Here is a 21,290-nt window from a genome sequence, read left to right on the forward strand (position 1 = left end):
CGATGGCAATGCTCGACACCAATGCCGACCTGCGGGCGCAGACCGAACAGATTTTCCGCCGCAAGCGTCTGATCACGCTCGCCGTGCCGTCGCTGATCCTCGCCTATCTGGTGTATATCTTCTTCTCCTTCGACATCGCGGGGCTGTGGCAACGCGCTGACGGCAGAAATGCGCAGATCCTCATATCGGACGCCTATAGCTACAAGACCCATGTGACGCGCGACAATCGGACCGGGGCGGTCAGTGTCGCGATCGAGGGGGAGAAGAAGGGCCGTTATCCCGAGGGCGAAAGCCCGTACTGGGTCGATCTGGGAGAGACCACATTCGTCGATCTGGAGGGCGGCCATAGCGTCACCTTCGGGCCGGACCTCATCACGTATGTAAACCCGGATATCGGGACATCGACGTTTCGCGTGTCGCGCAGTCAGGGTGTTGTGGCAGACTATCCCTTCCCGCTGGACGAGATGCCGGAGTGGATCAATGCCTCCAAGAACCGGGTGGCGATCACGACCGATGCGGGGCGTCTGACCATCACGCGCAACCGGGCGGAGGTCTTCCGGTACTTCACCGGCTGGGAGCTGTTCTTCTTCACGCTGGACAGCCCGTATCACGGGCTTGGCTTTGGCGCGCTGCTGAGCCGCGCTGTTCACGGCGAAGCGGGCGCGATCCTGAGCGATTTCTGGAACAACCCGATGTGGCTGCACAAGGAAGTCGCATGGGCGATCTTCGAAACCGTGCTGATGGCCTTTCTGGGCACGTTCGGCGCGGCGCTGGTGGCGCTGCCGCTGGCCTTCTTCGCGGCGCGGAATTTTGCACCGATGATGTGGGTGCGCATGGGCGCGCGGCGGTTTTTCGATTTCTTCCGCGGGGTGGATGCGCTGATCTGGACGATCATCCTGACGCGGGCCTTCGGGCTGGGGCCCTTGACCGGCGCGCTGGCGATCCTGATCACCGATACCGGCACGTTCGGCAAGCTGTTCTCCGAAGCGCTGGAGAATGTCGACGAAAAGCAGATCGAAGGGGTTCAATCCACCGGCGCGCGCCCGGCGCAACGCTATCGGTTCGGGGTTCTGCCGCAGGTCACGCCAGTTTTGCTGAGCCAGATCCTCTATTTCCTTGAATCCAATGTGCGCTCGGCCACTATCATCGGTGCGATTACCGGGGGCGGGATCGGGCTGATGCTGACCCAGGCGATCCTGACGCAGAAGGATTGGGAAGAGGTGACCTATTACATCGTGCTGATCGTGCTGATGGTGATGCTGATGGACTGGCTGTCCGGTCTGATCCGCGCGCGTCTGATCAAGGGCGACGAGGCGGGGCATTGAGCGCCAAGCTGGGGTCGGAGCCTTTGATCCACGAAGGCTGCGCCGTGCAGGGCAGCACCCTTGCGGCCTATACGGAGATCGGGGCAGGCACGCGCCTGTCCAATGTGGTGATGGGGGCGTATTCCTATTGCGACCGGAGCTGCGATCTGGCCAATGCCGAGATCGGGAAATTTGCGAATATCGCCAGTTTCGTGCGGATCGGGGCGACGGATCATCCGCTGGACCGGGCGTCGCTGCACCATTTCATGTATCGGTCCGGGGATTACTGGGATGATGCCGCGCCGGATGCCGATTGGTTTGAAAAGCGGGCCGCGCGGCGCACGGTGATCGGCCATGACACGTGGATCGGTCATAATGCGCAGATCAAGCCGGACGTGACGGTGGGGCATGGCGCGGTCGTCGCCTCGGGCGCGGTGGTGACGAAGGATGTCGCGCCCTATACCATCGTGGCGGGGCTGCCTGCCGCGCCACTGCGGCGGCGCCTGCCCGAACCGGTGGCCGAACGCTTGATCGCGCTGGCGTGGTGGGATTGGGACCACGCGCGGCTGCGCGCCGCGCTGGAGGATTTCCGCGCCTTGCCCGCCGAAGCCTTTCTGGAGCGTTATGGCGGCTAGCGCTGTCCGGGGTAGGCTGAAGCCTACCCTACGGGCTGGTGTGTAGGGTGCGCTTCAGCGCACCTGCGCGTCGGGGTCTTCTTCGACGATCAGGGCGGTGCGCTCGCCCGCGAACCATGTGGTGCCGTATTCCACCGGGCCGATATCCGATATGTTGACGCTTTGGCTGCGCAGCAGCGGTGCGCCTTCGACCACGTGCAGGTGCAGGGCCTGCGTCGCGTCCGCCGCCACGGCGGTCAGCCGCGTGCTGGCGCGCGTGTAGTCATCGACCCCGGCCGCGGCCAGCGCCGCGGTGATCGACGTATTCTGCGCCAAAGCGTCGGAAATTCCCGGCAACCGCTCTGCGGGGAAGGCCGACACCACCAGCGCAATCGGTGCATCATCCGACAGGGACAGCCCGAAATAGGCGACCACGGGCGCGCCGGGATCGATGCGCAGCGCCTCCGCCTCGGGCTGGGCCGCGCCGCGCGTTTCCAGTGCCAGCAGCTTCTTGGCCGGAGAGCGCCCCGCCGCCCGTAGGTTCTGGTGAAAGCGCACGCGCCGCCCAATCGGGTATTCGGTCACGTCAGAGGCGATGAACACGCCCGCGCCGCGCCGGGCAAAGACCAGCCCCTCCTCGCCAAGTGCCTTCAGCGCGCGGCGGATCGTGTGCCGGTTCACCCCGAACCGGCCCGATAACGCGGCCTCGGTCGGGAGCTTGTCCCCAGCTGTATAGCGCTTGTCCGCAATATCGCGCCGCACGCTTTCCGCGATCGCCTGCCAGAGCGGCGTCTTTGTCATCCTGCTCTCCCTGCCGGTCGGGGCTTGGCGCCCCGAACGTCACCAAATCTTCACAGTCCCGGCATTGCCGACACGCGGCGAATGGCCTATGATTTGTCTAGTTGTATAGTTCGCTAGACATATCCGCAACCTGTCTATTCCCACGGAGGCACCGAATGGACCGCAAGACATGGCTGTCGATCTTGGCCAAGGCCGATACCGCCGAGCTTTCGGCGCTTTGGGACGCGCTTGCGCTCGCGCCCGCCTTTTCCTGGCTGCGCCGCCCGCAAATTGGCGCGGTGATGGTGCAGGGCCGGGCCGGGGGCACCGGCGCGGCGTTCAATCTGGGTGAAATGACGGTGACGCGCTGCACCTTGCAGTTGGAAAACGGGCCGGTCGGCGTTGGCTATGTTCAGGGGCGGGACGCGGCCAAGGCAGAGATTGCGGCGCTGGCCGATGCGCTGCTGCAAACAGCGGCGGCGCAGGCGATCCTTGATGGCCTGATCGAACCGCTGCGGGCCAAGGCCCAGGCCCGCAAGGCTGGGCGCGCGGCCAAGGCCGATGCCACACGCGTTGATTTCTTTACCCTCGTGCGCGGAGAAGACGGATGAGCCAGACACATATTCTTTCTGGCGGGTTCGACAGTCCGGCCACCGGATCGGCACAGGCGTTTCGCGCCGCGATGGAGGCGATGGCGCGCCCCGGCACGATCGAAACCCTGTCCGGCGGCACCGGTCCCGCGCCCTTGTCGGACGCGGCCGCGACGCTGCTGCTGACGCTTTGCGATACCACCACGCCGCTGTTTCTGGGCGCGAGTCATGATACGGATGACATCCGCGCATGGCTGGCCTTTCACACCGGCGCGCCCATCGCGCGGCGTGAAGACGCCCAATTCGCGCTGGGCACATGGAGCGATCTGGCCCCGCTTGGCGCGTATGCCACTGGCACGCCCGAATACCCGGACCGGTCTGTGACACTGATCGTCGAGATGCCGGAGCTGTCCAATACAGGCGCGGTGCTACGCGGCCCCGGTATCGAGGAAACCACGCGGCTGAACCTGCCGGACCCGCAAGCGCACCAAGCCAATCGCGCTTTGTTCCCACTGGGCTTCGATTGCTTTTTCACCGCCGGAAACCGGGTCGCGGGGCTGCCACGATCCACAGACGTGACGGCGCAGCCCGTCGCGGCAGAGGAGGTCTGACCATGTATGTTGCGGTAAAGGGCGGTGAGGCGGCAATCGACGCGGCGCATGACTGGCTCGCCGAAGAGCGGCGCGGCCCCACGGATATTGCGGAACTGACGCTGGGCCAGATCAAGGGGCAGATGTCGCTCGCCATTGCGCGCGTGATGGCTGAAGGCTCGCTTTACGATCCTGATCTGGCGGCGCTGGCGATCAAGCAGGCGCGCGGCGATCTGATCGAGGCGATCTTCCTGATCCGCGCATATCGGACCACGCTGCCCCGGTTCGGCGCGTCGCATCCGGTGGAGACAGGAGATATGGCGTGCGACCGGCGTATCTCGGCCACGTTCAAGGATCTGCCGGGCGGGCAGGTGCTGGGGCCGACCTTCGATTACACGCACCGCTTGCTGGATTTCAAACTGGCCGCCGATGGGGCATTGGCCGCGCGCGACGTGGCGGAGGATGTGGCGGAGGCCGCGCCGGATACTGCGCCAGAGCCGATGCCGCGCGTCACCGAGTTTCTGAACGCCGAAGGGTTGATCGAACCGGAAGTCGATCCCGGTGAGGCCCCGGGCGATCTGACCCGCGCCCCGCTGGAGCTGCCCGCCTCGCGCGCGCTCCGCCTGCAATCGCTGACCCGTGCGGATGAGGGGTTCTTGCTGGGCATGGCCTATTCGACCCAGCGTGGCTATGCACGCAATCACGCTTTCGTCGGCGAACTACGGATCGGCACCGTGCCGGTGGAGATGGACATCCCAGAGCTAGGCTTTGCCATCGAGATCGGGGAGATCACCCTGACCGAATGCGAGACGGTGAACCAGTTTCGAGGATCGGAGACCGCGCCGCCGCAATTCACACGCGGTTATGGGCTAGTATTCGGCCAGACGGAACGCAAGGCGATCTCAATGGCGCTGGTGGACCGGGCGCTGCGCTGGAAGGAATTGGACGAGGATGACCTTGGCGCGCCGGCGCAGGATGAGGAATTCGTCCTCTATCATGCGGATAACATTCAGGCGACCGGGTTTCTGGAGCATATCAAGCTGCCGCATTACGTGGATTTTCAATCCGAGACCGAATTGCTTCGGCGGTTGCGGCAAGCGTTTGCAGCGGCCCCCATTCAGGCGGAGGCCGCGGAATGAGGATGCGTCTACAGGAAGACAAGCACCAGCAGGCTGATCCCTGCGACGATGAGCGCGACCTGCGACCAGAAGCGGCGACGCATGCGCGCTTCTTCCACGGCCTGCGCGTCACCGCGGCGCGGTGCGTTCGGGTGGGTGGTTTGGATTTCGATTGGAGCCATTTTTTGAGTTATCCCGTGCTGTCGAGGGGAAAAAGTGATTACGTTAAACAACGCAAGAGTAGCGCTGCGGTTCCCTCGAAACAAGAATTAGGGGAACAAAAGTTAACAAATCTCCCTAAGGTTGAGCGGTTTTTCGCCGGAGTTGCGTGCGGATTCCTGCCGTGTTCCGCGCCGCGTGACGTTTTTGGCCGGGCTTTTGACACGATGGGTGCAGCATGACCGAATATAACTTTGCTTATCTTGACGAAGATACGAAACGCATGATCCGGCGCGCCATCCTGAAGGGCTTGGCGATCCCCGGCTATCAGGTGCCATTCGCCAGCCGCGAAATGCCGATGCCTTATGGGTGGGGCACGGGCGGGGTGCAAGTCACCGCGTCGATCCTGACGCCGATGGACCGGCTGAAGGTGATTGATCAGGGCGCGGATGACACGACCAATGCGGTGTCCATTCGCCGGTTCTTTCAGCGCACGGCGGATGTGGCGACCACGGAACACACCGCTGAGGCCAGCGTGATCCAGACCCGCCACCGCATCCCCGAAGAGCGCTTGGGCGCGGGGCAGGTGCTTGTCTATCAGGTGCCAATCCCGGAGCCGCTGCGTTTTCTGGAACCCTCCGAGGTCGAAACCCGCCGGATGCATGCATTGGAAGATTACGGGCTGATGCATGTGAAGCTTTACGAGGACATCGCGCAGCACGGGCAGATCGCCACCGCCTATGCCTATCCGGTGAAGGTCAGCGGGCGCTATGTCATGGACCCGTCACCCATTCCGAAATTCGACAATCCCAAGCTGAAAATGGGTGCGATCCAGCTTTTTGGGGCCGGGCGCGAGCAGCGCATTTACGCCCTGCCGCCCTTCACGCAGGTCGTGTCGCTCGATTTCGAGGATCACCCGTTCGATCCGTCCAAGGCCGATCACCCCTGCGCGCTGTGCGGGGCGGAGGACAGCTATCTGGACGAGATCATTACCGATGATCGCGGCGGGCGCATGTTCGTATGCTCGGACACCGATTACTGCACAACGCGCCGCGAAGGAGACACCGCATGACCCCCATTCTCGACGTGCGCAACCTGTCCAAGAATTACGGGCGCAATATCGGCTGCATGGATGTGAATTTCTCGCTCTATCCGGGCGAGGTGATTGGCATCGTTGGCGAAAGCGGGTCCGGCAAGTCGACCTTGCTGGGCTGCATGGCGGGGCATCTGCGCCCCAGCGCGGGCGAGGTGCTGTTCGACACGCGCGCCGAAGGGCCGCGCGATGTGCTGCGCATGTCCGAGCCGGAGCGGCGGATGCTGGCGCGCACCGATTGGGCCTTTGTGCATCAGAACCCACGTGACGGGCTGCGCATGACGGTCAGCGCCGGCGGTAATGTCGGCGAACGGCTGATGGCGGTGGGCGCGCGGCATTACGGCGATATTCGTGCGCAAGCGGTGGATTGGCTGGGCCGGGTGGAGATCAGCGACGCGCGCATCGATGACCGGCCCTCGACCTTTTCGGGCGGGATGCAGCAACGCTTGCAGATCGCGCGCAACCTCGTGACCGGGCCGCGCCTGGTGTTCATGGATGAGCCCACCGGCGGGCTGGATGTTTCGGTGCAGGCGCGGCTGCTTGACCTGCTGCGCGCGTTGGTGCGCGACATGGGGCTGAGCGCGGTGATCGTCACCCATGATCTGGCCGTGGTGCGGCTGCTGGCGGATCGGCTGATGGTGATGAAATCGGGCCGTGTGGTGGAAACGGGTTTGACCGATCAGGTGCTGGACGACCCGCAACACGCCTATACGCAGCTTCTTGTGTCATCGGTCCTGCAGGTCTGATGGCGCGCTCTGGGTCCATATGCCTTCGGGCCACAATCTTTTCCCGACAGGAGGTGCGGCGATGACGCCCATGTTCGATATCCGCGACGTGTCCAAATCCTTTGTGCTGCACAATCAGGGCAGTGCGGTGATCCCAGTGATGGCAGAGGCGTCCTTGCAGGTGGCCAAAGGCGAGTGCGTGGCGTTGACTGGCGAAAGCGGCGCGGGGAAATCCACGCTGATGCGGATGCTTTATGGCAATTACCTTGCCTCTGCCGGTTCGATCCGTGTGGGCGAGACGGAGCTGGTCGGAGCACAGCCGCGCGAGGTGCTGGCGTTGCGGCGCGAGGTTCTCGGCTATGTCAGCCAGTTCCTGCGCGTGGTGCCGCGTGTGCCGACGCGCGACGTGGTCGCTGACCCGCTTCTGGCGCTGGGCCATGATCCGCAAGAGACCCGCGCGCGCGCCGAGGAGATGCTGGCGCGGTTGCGCATCCCGGAACGGCTTTGGGCGCTGAGCCCGACCACTTTTTCCGGCGGCGAGCAACAGCGGGTGAACATCGCGCGCGGCTTCGTGCATTCCTATCCGGCGCTGCTGCTGGACGAGCCCACTGCCTCGCTCGACCCGGTGAACCGGGAAACCGTGCTGTGCCTGATCGAAGAGGCCAAGGCGCGCGGTGCGGCGATTGTCGGCATTTTCCACGATGCCGAAGCGCGGGCGCGGGTAGCGGACCGGGAAATCGACGTGACCGGCTTTACCCCGGAGCGGGCGGCATGAGCGGCAAGCTGATCGCGGTGGTGGGGCCTTCGGGCGTCGGCAAGGACACGGTGATGGAGGCGCTGGCCGCGGCCGAGCCGCGCTTGTCGCTCGTGCGGCGGGTTATCACCCGCGCGCCAGAGGCCGGGGGCGAGGCCTATCAGCCCGTCAGCGAAGCTGCGTTCATGCAGATGCGCGCGCGCGGCGATTTCATCCTGCATTGGGGCGCGCATGGGCTGCTCTATGGTATCCCCAAAAGCATCACGGCAGAGCTGGCCGCCGGGCGCGATCTGCTGGTCAACCTGTCTCGCAACGTGCTGGCAGAGGCGGGCGCGCGGATTTCCGGGCTTGAGATCATCGCCTTGCAGGCCGATCCTGCCATCCTCGCGCAGCGGCTTGCGGGGCGCGGACGTGAAAGCGCGGCGGATGTTGCGCGGCGGCTGGCGCGTGTCGCAGAACCGTTACCGACCGGGCTTAAGACCCACGAGATCGACAATTCCGGCGCGCTTGGCGACACGATCAGTGCCATTCGCGCCCGGCTTTACCCGGAGTATACACCGTCATGAGTGCCAAGGATCTGACCCAGCCCGTTCAAACCCAGTATCTGGCAAATGCCCAGTTGGTGCTGGAAGGCGAAGTGCTGCGCGGCGCGTTGGTGATCGAAGACGGGCATATCGCCGCGATCGACACTGGCGGCGCTGTCCCCGCTGGTGCGATCGACATGGAGGGCGAGTTCCTTGCCCCCGGTCTGATCGAGCTGCACACCGACAATCTTGAGCGCCACATCACGCCCCGGCCCAAGGCGAACTGGCCCCATGGCCCGGCGATCCTTGCCCATGACGCGGAGCTTGCGGGCTGCGGCATCACCACCGTGTTCGATGCGCTGCGGGTTGGCTCTATCTCGCGGGGGAACCGGACCGATTACGCGAAGTATGCGCGGCAGGTCGGCTCGGAAATCCTGGATATGCACGAACGCGGCGTGTTGCGGATTTCGCACCGGCTGCATCTGCGGGCAGAGACCTGTTCACAGACGTTGATGGCGGAGCTGGATGAATTCGGGCCGCAGGACCGGGTCGGGATCGTATCGATCATGGATCACACGCCGGGTCAGCGGCAGTTCACGGATATTGAGAAATTCGCCGATTACATCATCGGCAAGCATGGCTATTCGCGTTCGGAATTCGACGAGTACTGCACGTTCCTGTGCAATTTGCACGGGGAATTGGGCGAGAAACACGAGCGCGCGACGGTCGCGGCGGCGGCGCGGTTCGGGGCGGTGCTGGCCAGCCATGACGATACCACGGCCGCGCAGGTGGCGGTCAGTGCCGGGCACGGGGTCGCGATGGCCGAATTCCCGACCACCGTGGCGGCCGCACAGGCCTGCAATGACGCGGGAATTGCCACCATCATGGGGGCACCGAACCTTGTGCGGGGCGGCTCTCATTCCGGGAACGTCGCGGCCAGCGCGTTGGCCGAAGCGTCGCTGCTGGATATTCTCAGCTCTGATTACGTGCCGGCGGCGCTGCTGATGGGGGCGGTGATGTTGTCGGACATTTGGGGCGACATGGCGCGGGGCATGGCGACGGTCACGGCGGCCCCGGCGCGGGCCACGGGGCTTGCGGATCGCGGCGTTCTGGAAGTGGGCAAACGCGCCGATTTGGTGCGGTTCCGCCTGCTGGGCCATGTGCCGCAGGTCCGCGAGACATGGGTTCTGGGCCGGCGCGTCGCATGATGCGGGGGTAACCCCGCGGTGCGCCTGTCGGCGCGCGCGATGAATTTGCGTTCAGGCCACGCAGGCCTTGAGAGGGGCTGTCTGCCCCTCTCAAACTCTCCCCGAAAGTATTTGGAAACAGGCGAAAGTGGGGTGGCCTTTGGGAGTGACGCTGCGTCCTGCCCTCTCGACACTTGTGCGCAGTCGCGTAACCTTGACCCGACGGGAGCCATGCCGGGAGGAGAACCGCAATGGAAATGAGTTTCACTATACGTCCAGAGATCGAGAAGTTGCTGGACCGTGTGCGCACGATGGTGCGCGAGGATGTCGAGCCGCTTGCGGAGGAGTATCAAGCAGAGATCGGCAAGGGGGATCGCTGGCAGTTTACCGACCGGCAGACCGAGATTCTGGAAGGGTTGAAGTCGAAGGCCAAGGCCGAGGGGCTGTGGAACTTCTTCTTGACCGATAGCGAGAAGGGCTTTGGTCTGACCACGGTGGAATATGCGCATTTCGCCGAGGAGATGGGGCGCACGCCGCTGGGGTCCGAGGTATTCAACTGTTCCGCCCCCGATACCGGCAATATGGAAGTGTTCGAGCGCTATGGGACAGAGGCTCTGAAAGAGCAGTGGCTCAAGCCGCTTCTGGCTGGGGAAATCCGGTCGGCCTATCTGATGACGGAGCCGGATGTGGCCTCGTCCGACGCGACGAATATCGCCATGTCCTGCGTGCGTGATGGCGATGACTATGTGCTGAATGGCGAGAAATACTGGGCTTCGGGGGCCGGTGATCCGCGCTGCAAGGTGTATGTGGTCATGGTCAAGACCGGCGGCGACGATATGCCCAAGCACAAGCGTCATTCGATGATCATCGTGCCGGCGGACAGCGACGGGGTGGAGATTTTGCGCCCCATGCAGGTCTTTGGCCATGATGATGCGCCGCATGGGCATATGCATATCCGTTTTACCAATGTGCGCGTGCCGGCAGAGAACCTGCTGATGGGCGAGGGGCGCGGTTTTGAGATCGCGCAAGGGCGGCTTGGGCCCGGACGGATTCACCACTGCATGCGTGCGATCGGTCAGGCCGAAGCGGCGCTTGAGTTGCTGGTCAAGCGGTCCTTGTCGAAAGTGGCGTTTGGCAAGCCGCTCGCCAAGCTGGGCGCGAATTACGACATCATCGCCGAGTGCCGCATGGAGATCGAGATGGCGCGCCTGCTGTGTCTGAAGGCCGCCTGGATGATGGATCAGGGCGATGCCCGGGCCGCCGCGCCCTGGATCAGCCAGATCAAGGTGATTGCGCCGCGTGTGTCGCTGAAAGTGTTGGATGAGGCGATGCAGATGCATGGCGGTCAGGGCATGAGCCAGGACACGCCTCTTGCGATTGCGTGGACGCATCAGCGTACGTTGCGTCTGGCCGATGGTCCCGATGCGGTGCATCGCCGCCAGATCGCGCGGGCTGAGTTGCGCAAATATACGCAAGAGCCGGTCTGAGACTGGCGCGCCCGGATGGCGTGAAAGATTGCGAAAGCGGCGCGGGGGTGGACCTCGCGCCGTTTGCGTTTGGGCGTGGGGGCGGCGAAGGCTGGTGCCGAAATCCGTGCGATGCGTCGTAGAAAGGCGCCGCCGCGTCGCGCTGCGGGCTTGTCAGCGCCGTGCGAGTTGCGCAGGCTGACCCCATGACAGCGCCCCTGATCGACAACCTGCAATATTGCAACTGGTCGCCGGAGATATTTCGCCAGCTTCGCGCGGGCGGGGTCGATGCGGTGCATGTGACCATCGCCTATCACGAGAGCTTCCGCGAGATGGTGCTGAACCTTGAGCGTTGGAATCTCTGGTTCGAGGCGCATGGCGATCTGATCTTCAAAGGGGTGTCGGCGGCGGATGTGACACGCGCGCAAGAGACTGGGCGCACGGCGGTGTTTTTCGGGTTTCAGACGCCGAACCCGATCGAGGACGATATCGGCCTGGTGGAAATCGTGCACCAGCTTGGCGTCCGGTTCATGCAGCTGACCTATAACAACCAATCCCTGCTGGCGACGGGCTGTTATGAGGCGGAGGATACCGGCCTTACGCGCATGGGCCGCCAAGTGGTCGCGGAGATGAACCGGGTCGGCCTTGTGATCGACATGAGCCATTCTGCCGAACGCTCCACGCTGGAAGCCATCGAGGTGTCCAGTCGGCCTATCGCCATTACGCATGCCAATCCCCATTGGTGGCACCCGGCGTTGCGCAACAAGTCGGACACGGTGCTGAAAGCACTGACCGCGCGGGGCGGGATGCTTGGCTTTTCGCTTTATCCGCATCACTTGCAGGGCGGGTCCGACTGCACGCTGGAGAGCTTTTGCGCGATGGTGGCGGACGCGGCCGGTCGCTATGGGGCGGGGTCGCTTGGGATCGGGTCCGATCTGTGTCAGGACCAGCCGGACAGTGTGGTCGAGTGGATGCGCGTCGGGCGCTGGTCCAAGCAGATGGATTACGGAGAAGGCTCTGCCGATGCGCCGGGTTTTCCGCCGATGCCGCATTGGTTCCGGGATAACCGCGACTGGACCAATATTCGGGGCGGGCTGGAGCGTGTCGGCTTTTCCTCTGCCGAGGTTGATGGGCTGATGGGCGGCAACTGGATGCGTTTCTACGACGAAGGGTTCGGACCGCCATGAAGGACGCCGCGCCTCCGCCCCAGACTGCACTGCGCCCGCCGGGCGATGTGATGCGTTTGAGCCGGTTGGGCGCGATGTTTCCCACGCGGCTGTCCTTTCTGCGCATTCTGACCCGGCAGCTTGCAGCCGAAAACAGAGTGCCGGAGCGGGCGCTTTGGCAGATGGACGCCGACGGCTATGGCCGCGCGGTGTATCGGATCACGTTCCATGGGCATGTCTATGCGCTGGTCGCCGTGACCCGGCCACTGGATGCAGAGGCGCGGTCGGACCGGGTGATCGCCACCGCTTGGGACGCGGCCTTCGTGCTGCATGACGGGATGCCGGATGCCGATGATCTGGACCGGATCGCGCAGCAGGCCCCGCGCCAGGAGGCGGGCCGGTTCACCGCGCGCGATCTGGTGCTGAGCCGGGCCAATAAATCGGTGCGGCTTTGGACCCATGTGGTGGAACGGTTGCGCGCGGGGCGGCAACCGGAGGCGGATTTCGTGGGGCAGATCGGTTATCTCATGCGCACTACCGCCGTCTATGGGAACGGCAAGTTCGGTATTGCGGATCGGGCCGTGCTGGCCGCGCGTCCGGGGCTGGGCCTGTCGTTCATGGCAGAGATGCTGACCGTCTGGCTGATCCGGCATTTCACCCATGATCTGGTGCAGCATGTGGGGCGCGCGGCGCTCGATCCGGCGCTCAAGCGGCACCTGGGCATTGGCAATGCCACCGGGCTGGGCATGGCGCCGTTTCTGGTGACCCATCCGATCCTGTTGAACAACTGGATGATGGTGCGGGAAACGGCATTGGCGCGGGTGCGCGCCGTTGAGACGGTGGAAACAGGCCGGGCCCAGCAGCTGCGGGATTTGCATGCGCGCGCGGCGGCGCATCTGGCGCAGTGGCAGGTGCCCGATGCGGCGCGGCAGGTCGAGCTGGACACGCTGCGGCAAGAGTGGGCCGCGCTTGCACCGGCTTTCGAGGATTTGTCCGGCACGGCCCCGATGGAGCGGTTATGGCAGGACGGGCAGGGGCATCGCTTGGAGGTTCAGGAATTGCTTCTGTCTTTGATGTTGGAGCCTTTCGGTGATCTGGTCGATGATCTGGCGGCGGGGCTGACGGATGCGGTTGGCGGCACCGGGCAGGCGTTCGAGACGACAGAGGATTTGCGCGCCGCTCTGGCGCAGAACTTCAGTTGGGCGTTGGGCCGGGATTATTCGCAGCCGGCGGCCTGCGCGCGGTTCTGGTATGTCTCGGAAGAGAAGCAAGAGCCGCGTCTGGGGAACCGCTTTGACGAACCGGGGGCCGAACGGGAAAGCCCGCTTGATATCGCACGCCGGATCGCCGCGCTGGCCGACGATCTTCCGCGCCGCGCTGCGCCGGTCGCGGCGTTCTTGCAGCGCCATCCGCAGCATTTGCTGGCGGTGGAGCGCGTGCAAATCGCGCGGGCTTGTCCGTATTCGGAAATCCACGACAACCTGATCGACGCCGCGTGCCGCCCGATCGACATGTTACGGGCCAAGCTGGCGCTGTTTGGTGCGACGAAATTCGATCCGAAGTCAGACCTTTGGACGCGCGTGACGCTGGCGCAGGGCGCGCTGATGGCCGCCGATATGCAAGGCGGGAGCGCGCAGGCTGGGTGGTGCCCGGTGCTGTGACAGGGTTTTCGGCGAATGAACTGGAAATGCTGGCGCAAAAGGCCGCGCGGGGCGGCGGGGCCTATCCGGCGCAGGCGGCGCATTTCGGGCGCGCCTTTGTGCGGCATGTGGCGGCGGGGCGCCCCTTGGCCCCTGTTCTGGCAGCTTTGGAGGCTTTGCCGCTGGGGCCGATCCAGACCTTGCCATTCGCGCCCGATGGCAGCGCGCTGGGTCAAAGCTATGCCGAGGCGTGCGCCGCGCCGGGGGAGGGGCCGATCCTGCCGCCTCGCCTGACCTGCCCGGCGGATGTCCATGCGCGGCTGACCGCGCTTGCGCAGCGCATTTTGGTGCCGCAAAGCGCAGCGTCGCGCCAAGCGGGGGCCGGGGCAGGATTGACCGACAATGACTAGGGCCACATCCCGGCCCATATCGCCGCAATGCCGGCTGCGCCGACGCCATTGAGGATGAATGAGGGGCGTTGCCCCTCAAACTCCCCAAAGTATTTGGAAACAGGCGAAAGCCAGCGCGATCAGGTGGCGAAGGGATCGTCGGGATAGCGGACGGCGGCAAGGTAGAGGCCTTGCGGCGGGCAGACCGGACCACAGGCCGCCCGGTCGCATGCGGCGAGGGCCTTTGTGACATCCTCGGGTGCCCAGGCGCCTGCGCCAACACGTTCGAGTGTGCCCACGAAGCTGCGGACCTGATTGTGCAGGAAGGACCGCGCGCGCACGTGGAAGCGGATTTCCGGGCCCCAATCGGTCTGGACGGTTTCGACGCGCAGCTCGTCCAGCGTTTTCACGGGGCTGTCGGCCTGGCAGATGGAGGAGCGGAAGGTGGTGAAGTCGTGCCGTCCGATCAGCCGATCCGCGCCGGCCTGCATCGCTTCGGCATCGAGTTGGTTATTCACGCGCCAGACAAGGCCGGAGAGATGCGTTGCCGGGGCGCGGCGCATCAGCAGGCGAAAGAGATAGCGCCGTTCGACCGCGGAAAAGCGCGCGTGCCAGTCATCTTCCACCCGGGCGCAGGCGGTGATCGCCACCGGCGCGGGTTTGAGGTGGTGGTTGAGCGCCTCTGACAGGCGGAACGGGTCCCAGTCCTTGTCCATGTCGCAATGGGCGACCTGGCCCAGGCCATGCACGCCGGCATCGGTGCGTCCGGCGGCGGCGATGGTATGTGCGCGCGGCTCCAGCCGGGCGAGCGCGGCCTCGACCGCGCCTTGCACAGAGGGCTGGTCCTTTTGGCGCTGCCAGCCGGCGAAGGGCGCGCCATGGTATTCGACTTTGAGGGCGTAACGCGGCATGGAGGGGGAAATATCCTTGCCTTTCCCTGCTGGCAAGCGGCGGCTGGCGCGCCTATGTTAACAACGCAGGCAAGCAGGGGTACGGCGTGGTCATTTCCACCATTGCAGACAGCATCGTGGGTGTTGTGGACGGGGTCCGCGGCGGCGTGCGCGATGTGGGCGAAGGTGTCTTTTCCGATCGGGTGATCCGGCTCGGGGTCACGGGGCTGGCCCGGGCGGGCAAGACGGTGTTCATTACCTCGCTGGTGGCCAATCTGATGGATCGTGGGCGGATGCCCGGTCTGGTCGCCGCGCAAGAGGGCCGGATCGAGAGCGCATTCCTGCAGCCGCAGCCCAACGACACCTTGCCGCGCTTTGACTATGAGACGCATTTATCGGCGCTGACCGCAGCGGCACCGCATTGGCCCGACAGCACCCGCGCGGTGTCAGAGTTGCGCTTGTCTTTGCGGGTGCGCCCGACAGGGTTGCTGGCCGGGCTTCAGGGGCCGCGGACCATACATCTGGATATCGTCGATTACCCGGGCGAGTGGCTGCTGGATCTGGCGCTGCTCGACAAGGATTACGACACGTGGTCCGCCGAGGTGTTGGAGCGGATCGCGCCGCGCCCGCAGGCGGATGTATTTCGCGCGGTTCTGGAGCGCGTCGATGGCGCTGCCAGTTTGCAGGAAACCGATGCGCAGGACTTGGCGCGTGGGTTTACGGCCTATCTCAACACGGCGCGGGCGGCGGGGTTTTACGATTGCACGCCGGGCCGGTTTCTGTTGCCGGGTGATCTTGAGGGCTCGCCGGTTTTGACCTTTGCGCCCTTGCCGCCGGGGGAGGCTCCGCGCCGCAGCCTGCGCCGCGAGATGGCCCGCCGGTTCGAAGCGTATAAGGCGCGCGTGGTCAAACCGTTCTTCCGCGATCATTTCAGCCGGATCGATCGGCAGGTGGTGCTGGTTGATGCTTTGGGGGCCATTCACAGCGGTCCGCGCGCGGTGGAAGATATGCGCCACGCTATGGCCGATATCCTGTCGGCGTTCCGTCCGGGGCGGAACGATTTCCTGACGCAGCTTTTCATGGGGCGGCGGGTCGAGAAAATCCTGTTTGCCGCGACCAAGGCCGATCACCTGCATCACACCCAGCATGAGGCCTTGACCGCGATCATGCAGGCGCTGACGCGCGAGGCACGGGACCGGGCGCAGTTTGCCGGGGCGGATACGCAGGCCATGTCGCTGGCGGCGCTGCGGGCCACGACCGAGGACATGATCACGCATGATGGTGAGGCGCTGGGCGTGGTGCGTGGCACCTTGCTGGCGAGTGGCAAACAGGCGGCATTCTATCCGGGCGCGCTGCCATCCGATCCCGCACAGCTTCTGGGGCCGGCCCGTAGCGGGGCGGAGGATTGGCTGGGGCAGGATTACGAGGTGATGAATTTCGCCCCGGCGCCGCTTACCCTGCGGCCGGGCGATGGGCCGCCGCATTTGCGGCTGGACCGGGCGGCGCAGTTCCTGTTGGGGGATCGGCTGTGAGCGGTCTGGTACTGCGCCCGGCGCGGGTGTTGGATGCCGGGAGCGTTGGGGCGATCCTGTCGGAATTCATCGACGGCACCGCATGGATGCCGCGTCTGCACAGCCGGGCCGAGGATCTGAGTTTTGCCGGTTTGATGATCGACCGGGGCTGGACGGTGGTGGCCGAACGGGGCGCGCGGATCGAAGGATTTGTCGCGCGGGACGGTGCGCTGATCCAGTCGCTATACGTGGCGGCGGGCGCGCGCGGGCGGGGCTGCGGCTCTGCGCTGCTGGAGCGGATGAAGCGCGAGGCGGACTATCTGAACCTGTGGACCTTCGAGGCCAATACCGGCGCGCAGCGGTTCTATGAACGTCATGGCTTCACCGAGGTGGAGCGCACCAGCGGGGCGGGCAATGACGAGAAGCTGCCCGATATCCGCTATGAATGGAGAGCATGATGGCCAAGGGTCCGATCCTGATCGAACTGGATGATGCTGCAGAGGCGCCTTCGGTTGCCGATGCGCCGCCCGTGCCCGATATGCAGGACGCCTCGCAGGGGCGGGCGATGCAGCTTGCGGCAAAGGTTGCGGCGCGGCGGCCATCGCGGTTGACGCGGTGGTTCTGGGGGTTGCTGACGGCGCTGATTGGCGCGGTGGTGTCGGTGGCCGCATGGGATTTCGTGACCGGCCTGATCGCGCGCAATGTCGTGTTGGGCTATGCGGTGACGGCGCTGGTAGCGGTGTTCGTGCTGGTGATGCTGGCGATTGCGCTGCGCGAGGCGGCGGCATTCGGGCGGCTGGCCCGGATCGACCATCTGCGCCATGCGGCGGCGGAATCGCGGGCGGATAACGATCTGAAGGGGGCGCGCGATGTGGCCGATCGCCTTGTGGCGCTGTACCGGGGGCGCGAAGATACGCGCTGGGGGCGGGACCGTCTGGCTGAATTGCGCGGCGATCAACTGGACGCGGCGAGCTTGCTGGATCTGACCGAACAGGAACTGCTCGCGCCGTTGGACGCCGCAGCCCAGAAGGAGGTCGAAGCCGCAGCCCGGCAGGTCGCCACCGTCACGGCGTTGGTGCCGCTGGCGCTGGCCGATGTCGCGGCGGCGCTGACATCGAACCTGCGGATGATCCGGCGCATCGCCGAAGTCTATGGCGGGCGGTCCGGTGTTCTGGGCGGCTGGCGTCTGACCCGCGCGGTGCTGTCGCATCTGGTGGCCACGGGCGCGGTGGCGGTGGGCGATGACATGCTGGAGCCGATCCTTGGCGGCGGCGTGTTGGCCAAGCTCTCGCGCCGCTTTGGCGAAGGGCTGGTGAATGGGGCGCTGACCGCGCGCGTCGGCGTGGCCGCGATGGAGGTTTGCCGCCCGCTGCCATTCTCGGACCGGCACCGGCCCAAGACGTCGCGCGTGGTGCGTAACGCGCTGTCGGGGTTCCTGAGTTCCAAAAGCTGACGCGCCCAGGGCGTCCGGCCTTGGCCCCGTCCGCAGCGATTTCGCGCGATTTGCGTAGCGCCGGGCCTGTGACCATTGGGTACTTGTCGCTCCGGATAGGCCTGCCTATAACTCCGCCGACATGGAACGGGTCATCGCAATCATACGAATTATGACCCCGGCGCTGTGATGCACAGTGGCCGGGCAAAGGTGCTTGAGCTTTCGCACCGCGACACCCCTCTTCCCGATTGACCAATTCTCCGAAGGACGCCGCTCATGTGCGCCGACACGACCGACTACAAAGACACGCTGAACCTGCCCAAGACCGACTTCCCGATGCGGGCCGGGCTTCCCAAACGCGAACCCGAATGGCTGGAGCGCTGGGCGCGGCTGGGCGTTTACGACCGCCTGCGCGACACGGCGGGGGATCGCCCCGTATTCTGCCTGCATGATGGCCCGCCCTATGCCAATGGCAACCTGCATATCGGCCACGCGCTGAACAAGACGATCAAGGACATCATCGTGCGGTCGCACCAGATGATGGGCCATGACAGCCGTTATATCCCCGGCTGGGACTGCCACGGTCTGCCGATCGAATGGAAGATCGAAGAACAGTACCGCAAGAAGGGCAAGAACAAGGACGATGTGCCGATCAACGAATTCCGCGCCGAGTGCCGTGAATTCGCCGCCCATTGGGTCGATGTGCAGCGCGAGGAATTCAAGCGTCTGGGCATCACCGGTAACTGGGCCGATCCTTATCTGACGATGGATTTTCACGCCGAACGCGTGATCGCCGAGGAATTCATGAAATTCCTGATGAACGGCACGTTGTACCAAGGCTCCAAGCCGGTGATGTGGTCGCCCATCGAACAGACCGCGCTGGCCGAGGCCGAGGTCGAGTATCACGACAAGGAAAGCTTCACCGTCTGGGTGAAGTTCCGGGTGACAGAGGGCGGCGCGGCGCAGATGCCGCTGGGCCATGAGGGCGGTGATTTCGACACGGCCAATCAGGCGCTGCTTGCCGATGATCTCAAGGATGCGTTCGTCGTTATCTGGACCACCACGCCTTGGACGCTGCCGTCGAACAAGGCGGTCGTTTATGGGGCTGATTACGCATATGGGCTGTATGAGATCACGGACCGGCCCGATGAATGCTGGGCCAATGTGGGCGACCGGTTCATTCTGGCCGACAAGCTGGCCGGTGACGTTCTGGGCCGCGCACGGCTGGATGCCGGCATGTACCGCCGGGTGCGTGATGTCACGGCGCAGGAACTTTCGACGATCAAGCTTTCTCACCCGCTGCGCGGGGCCGACGGCGCGAATGGCGAATGGGACGACCTGCGCGATTTCCGCGCCGCCGATTTCGTCACCGATGAGGAAGGCACGGGCTTTGTCCATTGCGCGCCGTCGCACGGGATGGAGGAATACGAGCTTTACCGCGATCTGGGCATGTTGTCCGAGGTCATCACCTATAACGTGATGGATGACGGGTCGTTCCGCCCCGATCTGCCGTTCTTTGGCGGCAAGTACATCCTGTCACGCAAGGGCGGCGAGGGCGATGCCAACAAGGCGGTGATCGACAAGCTGGTCGAGGTTGGCGGGCTGCTTGCACGGGGCAAGATCAAGCACTCCTACCCGCATTCGTGGCGCTCCAAGGCGCCGGTGATCTATCGCAATACGCCGCAATGGTTCGCCGCGATCGACAAGGATATGTCGGTGGGCGACGACACCTTCACCATCCGCGACCGTGCCCTGCGCGAGATCGACAACGTGAAATGGACCCCGAAATCTGGGCGGAACCGCCTGCATTCCATGATGGAAGCGCGCCCCGACTGGGTGCTGTCGCGCCAGCGCGCCTGGGGCGTTCCGCTGACTTGCTTCACCAAGAAGGGCGCTTTGCCCACGGATGCCGATTTCCTGCTGCGCAACCCCGAGGTCAACGCGCGCATCGTCGAGGCATTTGAGGCCGAAGGCGCAGATGCGTGGTATGTGGATGGCGCGAAAGAGCGTTTCCTTGGCGGGATCGTGGACCCGGACGCCTATGAACAGGTGTTCGACATTCTTGATGTGTGGTTCGATTCCGGCTCCACCCACGCCTTCGTGCTGCGCGACCGCGAAGATGGCACGCCGGACGGCATCGCCGATGTCTATATGGAAGGCACCGACCAGCACCGCGGCTGGTTCCATTCCTCGCTGCTGCAATCGGTCGGCACCACGGGCCGCGCGCCCTATCGCAATGTGGTGACGCACGGGTTCACGTTGGATGAGAAGGGCATGAAGATGTCCAAATCCATCGGCAATACCATCGTGCCGCAAGAGGTGATCAAGCAATATGGCGCGGATATCCTGCGCCTGTGGGTGGCGCAGACCGATTACACTGCCGACCAGCGGATCGGGCCGGAAATCCTGAAGGGGGTGGCTGACAGCTATCGCCGCCTGCGCAACACGATGCGCTTCATGCTGGGGTCCATGGGGGACTTTTCCGAAAGCGACCGGACCGATCCTGCGGATATGCCGGAACTGGAACGCTGGGTGTTGCACCGCCTTGCCGAACTGGATGCAGAGGTGCGCAAAAGCTATCGCGCCTTCGATTTCCAGAACGTGTTTCAGGTGATCTTCAACTTCGCCACGGTGGACCTGTCGGCCTTCTATTTCGACATCCGCAAGGATGCGCTTTACTGCGACGGCGACACGCTGCGCCGCCGATCCGCGCGCACCGTGCTGGGGCTTTTGTTCGAACGGCTGACCACATGGCTGGCCCCGATCCTGCCCTTCACGATGGAAGATGTCTGGCTGGATCAGAACCCGGGCGAGGGCAGCTCGGTGCATTTGCAGGACTTCCCCGACACGCCGGAAAGCTGGCGCGACGCGGCGCTGGCGGCGAAATGGGAACTGGTTCGTTTGGCCAGACGGGCTGTCACTTTAGTGCTGGAGGAACAACGGCGTCAAAAAACAATTGGAGCTTCGTTGGAAGCTGCGCCGATTGTCTACATTGATATAGACTCTTCCAACACCAAAGCCGCATTCGACATTTGTCAACGGATCGATCCTGAGAAAGCCCCAAACGTCGTTGCTTATGACGTGCTCAATGAATGCGACTTCGCGGACGTGTGCATCACATCCGCCTTGGATATTCGTGCCGAAAGAGCGCCTGACGGCGCAATTTTTGTAACGTCTGCAATGGGGTTTGATGTCGTTTTCGAGAAAGCGTCCGGCGAGAAATGCCAGCGCTGCTGGAAGGTGCTGCCCGATGTGGGCACCCATTCCCATGCCGGTGTCTGCGGGCGCTGCGACGAGGCGCTGAGCTAACCCGCCCTTTGCCGCATGTTTCGGATTGAGTGCCAGCCTTCGGGCTGGC

21 protein-coding genes are annotated in these 21,290 nt (G+C 64.4%); 18 read left to right on the forward strand and 3 right to left on the reverse strand.

Features of this window, described 5'->3' with window-relative positions:
* The first annotated feature begins 2 nt into the window (after nucleotides 1-2).
* Nucleotides 3-1,325, forward strand: a complete 1,323-nt coding sequence (gene phnE, locus E4Z66_RS09655) for a phosphonate ABC transporter, permease protein PhnE (RefSeq protein WP_136462782.1) — start codon at nucleotides 3-5, stop codon at nucleotides 1,323-1,325.
* Nucleotides 1,322-1,939 (forward strand): LbetaH domain-containing protein, encoded by a 618-nt coding sequence (locus tag E4Z66_RS09660; protein WP_136462783.1) that lies wholly within the window; start codon nucleotides 1,322-1,324, stop codon nucleotides 1,937-1,939. The genes phnE and E4Z66_RS09660 overlap by 4 nt, the downstream gene beginning before the upstream one ends.
* 54 nt (nucleotides 1,940-1,993) lie before the next feature.
* Here E4Z66_RS09660 and phnF read toward each other — a convergent pair whose 3' ends face one another.
* Entirely contained in the window at nucleotides 1,994-2,719 is a 726-nt protein-coding gene (gene phnF, locus E4Z66_RS09665; protein WP_136462784.1) for a phosphonate metabolism transcriptional regulator PhnF, read from the reverse strand.
* A gap of 155 nt (nucleotides 2,720-2,874) precedes the next feature.
* Between phnF and phnG the strand changes: the two genes are divergently transcribed.
* Genes phnG through E4Z66_RS09680 form a run of 3 tightly spaced genes read left to right on the forward strand, consistent with a single transcriptional unit; the run spans nucleotide 2,875 to nucleotide 5,017 of the window.
* Nucleotides 2,875-3,309 carry a phosphonate C-P lyase system protein PhnG gene (gene phnG, locus E4Z66_RS09670; RefSeq protein WP_136462785.1) on the forward strand — a complete coding sequence of 145 codons (435 nt, stop codon included), beginning with the start codon at nucleotides 2,875-2,877 and terminating at the stop codon, nucleotides 3,307-3,309.
* Entirely contained in the window at nucleotides 3,306-3,899 is a 594-nt protein-coding gene (gene phnH, locus E4Z66_RS09675) for a phosphonate C-P lyase system protein PhnH (RefSeq protein WP_136462786.1), read from the forward strand. The genes phnG and phnH overlap by 4 nt, the downstream gene beginning before the upstream one ends.
* Before the next feature lie 2 nt (nucleotides 3,900-3,901).
* Complete coding sequence (locus tag E4Z66_RS09680; protein ID WP_136462787.1) at nucleotides 3,902-5,017, forward strand: carbon-phosphorus lyase complex subunit; 1,116 nt, start codon at nucleotides 3,902-3,904, stop codon at nucleotides 5,015-5,017.
* An 8-nt stretch (nucleotides 5,018-5,025) separates the two neighbouring features.
* On the opposite strand, the gene E4Z66_RS19650 is transcribed toward E4Z66_RS09680, so the two are convergent.
* On the reverse strand, nucleotides 5,026-5,178 hold the full coding sequence (locus E4Z66_RS19650) for a hypothetical protein (protein ID WP_168797768.1): 153 nt from the start codon (nucleotides 5,176-5,178) through the stop codon (nucleotides 5,026-5,028).
* 215 nt (nucleotides 5,179-5,393) lie between these two features.
* On the opposite strand from E4Z66_RS19650, the gene E4Z66_RS09685 reads away from it, so the two are divergent.
* From E4Z66_RS09685 to E4Z66_RS09730, 9 genes are all read left to right on the forward strand, one after another.
* The gene (locus E4Z66_RS09685) at nucleotides 5,394-6,227 is read left to right on the forward strand and encodes an alpha-D-ribose 1-methylphosphonate 5-phosphate C-P-lyase PhnJ (RefSeq protein WP_136462788.1); all 834 of its coding nucleotides are present in this window, start codon (nucleotides 5,394-5,396) and stop codon (nucleotides 6,225-6,227) included.
* Complete coding sequence (gene phnK / locus E4Z66_RS09690; RefSeq protein ID WP_136462789.1) at nucleotides 6,224-6,994, forward strand: phosphonate C-P lyase system protein PhnK; 771 nt, start codon at nucleotides 6,224-6,226, stop codon at nucleotides 6,992-6,994. The genes E4Z66_RS09685 and phnK overlap by 4 nt, the downstream gene beginning before the upstream one ends.
* Nucleotides 6,995-7,064: 70 nt before the next feature.
* A complete protein-coding gene (gene phnL / locus E4Z66_RS09695; protein ID WP_136463084.1) occupies nucleotides 7,065-7,748 on the forward strand; it encodes a phosphonate C-P lyase system protein PhnL in 684 nt (227 codons plus the stop codon).
* On the forward strand, nucleotides 7,745-8,293 hold the full coding sequence (gene phnN, locus E4Z66_RS09700; RefSeq protein WP_136462790.1) for a phosphonate metabolism protein/1,5-bisphosphokinase (PRPP-forming) PhnN: 549 nt from the start codon (nucleotides 7,745-7,747) through the stop codon (nucleotides 8,291-8,293). Before phnL ends, phnN begins: the two co-directional genes overlap by 4 nt.
* On the forward strand, nucleotides 8,290-9,459 hold the full coding sequence (locus E4Z66_RS09705; RefSeq protein ID WP_136462791.1) for an alpha-D-ribose 1-methylphosphonate 5-triphosphate diphosphatase: 1,170 nt from the start codon (nucleotides 8,290-8,292) through the stop codon (nucleotides 9,457-9,459). The genes phnN and E4Z66_RS09705 overlap by 4 nt, the downstream gene beginning before the upstream one ends.
* 230 nt (nucleotides 9,460-9,689) lie before the next feature.
* Entirely contained in the window at nucleotides 9,690-10,925 is a 1,236-nt protein-coding gene (locus E4Z66_RS09715) for an acyl-CoA dehydrogenase family protein (RefSeq protein ID WP_136462792.1), read from the forward strand.
* Between the two features lie 185 nt (nucleotides 10,926-11,110).
* Nucleotides 11,111-12,091, forward strand: a complete 981-nt coding sequence (locus E4Z66_RS09720; RefSeq protein WP_136462793.1) for a membrane dipeptidase — start codon at nucleotides 11,111-11,113, stop codon at nucleotides 12,089-12,091.
* Nucleotides 12,088-13,731, forward strand: a complete 1,644-nt coding sequence (locus tag E4Z66_RS09725) for a hypothetical protein (RefSeq protein WP_136462794.1) — start codon at nucleotides 12,088-12,090, stop codon at nucleotides 13,729-13,731. Before E4Z66_RS09720 ends, E4Z66_RS09725 begins: the two co-directional genes overlap by 4 nt.
* The gene (locus tag E4Z66_RS09730; protein WP_246035950.1) at nucleotides 13,728-14,120 is read left to right on the forward strand and encodes a hypothetical protein; all 393 of its coding nucleotides are present in this window, start codon (nucleotides 13,728-13,730) and stop codon (nucleotides 14,118-14,120) included. Before E4Z66_RS09725 ends, E4Z66_RS09730 begins: the two co-directional genes overlap by 4 nt.
* A gap of 119 nt (nucleotides 14,121-14,239) precedes the next feature.
* Here the strand turns inward: E4Z66_RS09730 and truA are convergent, their stop codons facing one another.
* A complete protein-coding gene (gene truA / locus E4Z66_RS09735; protein WP_136462796.1) occupies nucleotides 14,240-15,010 on the reverse strand; it encodes a tRNA pseudouridine(38-40) synthase TruA in 771 nt (256 codons plus the stop codon).
* An 86-nt stretch (nucleotides 15,011-15,096) separates the two neighbouring features.
* On the opposite strand from truA, the gene E4Z66_RS09740 reads away from it, so the two are divergent.
* The 4 genes from E4Z66_RS09740 (at nucleotide 15,097) to ileS (ending at nucleotide 21,241) form a co-directional block, all read left to right on the forward strand.
* Nucleotides 15,097-16,521 (forward strand): YcjX family GTP-binding protein, encoded by a 1,425-nt coding sequence (locus tag E4Z66_RS09740; RefSeq protein ID WP_136462797.1) that lies wholly within the window; start codon nucleotides 15,097-15,099, stop codon nucleotides 16,519-16,521.
* Nucleotides 16,518-16,958 carry a GNAT family N-acetyltransferase gene (locus E4Z66_RS09745; RefSeq protein ID WP_246035951.1) on the forward strand — a complete coding sequence of 147 codons (441 nt, stop codon included), beginning with the start codon at nucleotides 16,518-16,520 and terminating at the stop codon, nucleotides 16,956-16,958. The genes E4Z66_RS09740 and E4Z66_RS09745 overlap by 4 nt, the downstream gene beginning before the upstream one ends.
* A complete protein-coding gene (locus E4Z66_RS09750; protein ID WP_136463086.1) occupies nucleotides 16,958-17,953 on the forward strand; it encodes a YcjF family protein in 996 nt (331 codons plus the stop codon). Before E4Z66_RS09745 ends, E4Z66_RS09750 begins: the two co-directional genes overlap by 1 nt.
* Nucleotides 17,954-18,208: 255 nt before the next feature.
* Nucleotides 18,209-21,241, forward strand: a complete 3,033-nt coding sequence (ileS, locus tag E4Z66_RS09755) for an isoleucine--tRNA ligase (protein ID WP_136462798.1) — start codon at nucleotides 18,209-18,211, stop codon at nucleotides 21,239-21,241.
* Nucleotides 21,242-21,290 lie beyond the last annotated feature (49 nt).

Origin of the sequence: Aliishimia ponticola, assembly GCF_004803475.1 — a bacterium.
GTDB classification, from domain to species: domain Bacteria; phylum Pseudomonadota; class Alphaproteobacteria; order Rhodobacterales; family Rhodobacteraceae; genus Aliishimia; species Aliishimia ponticola.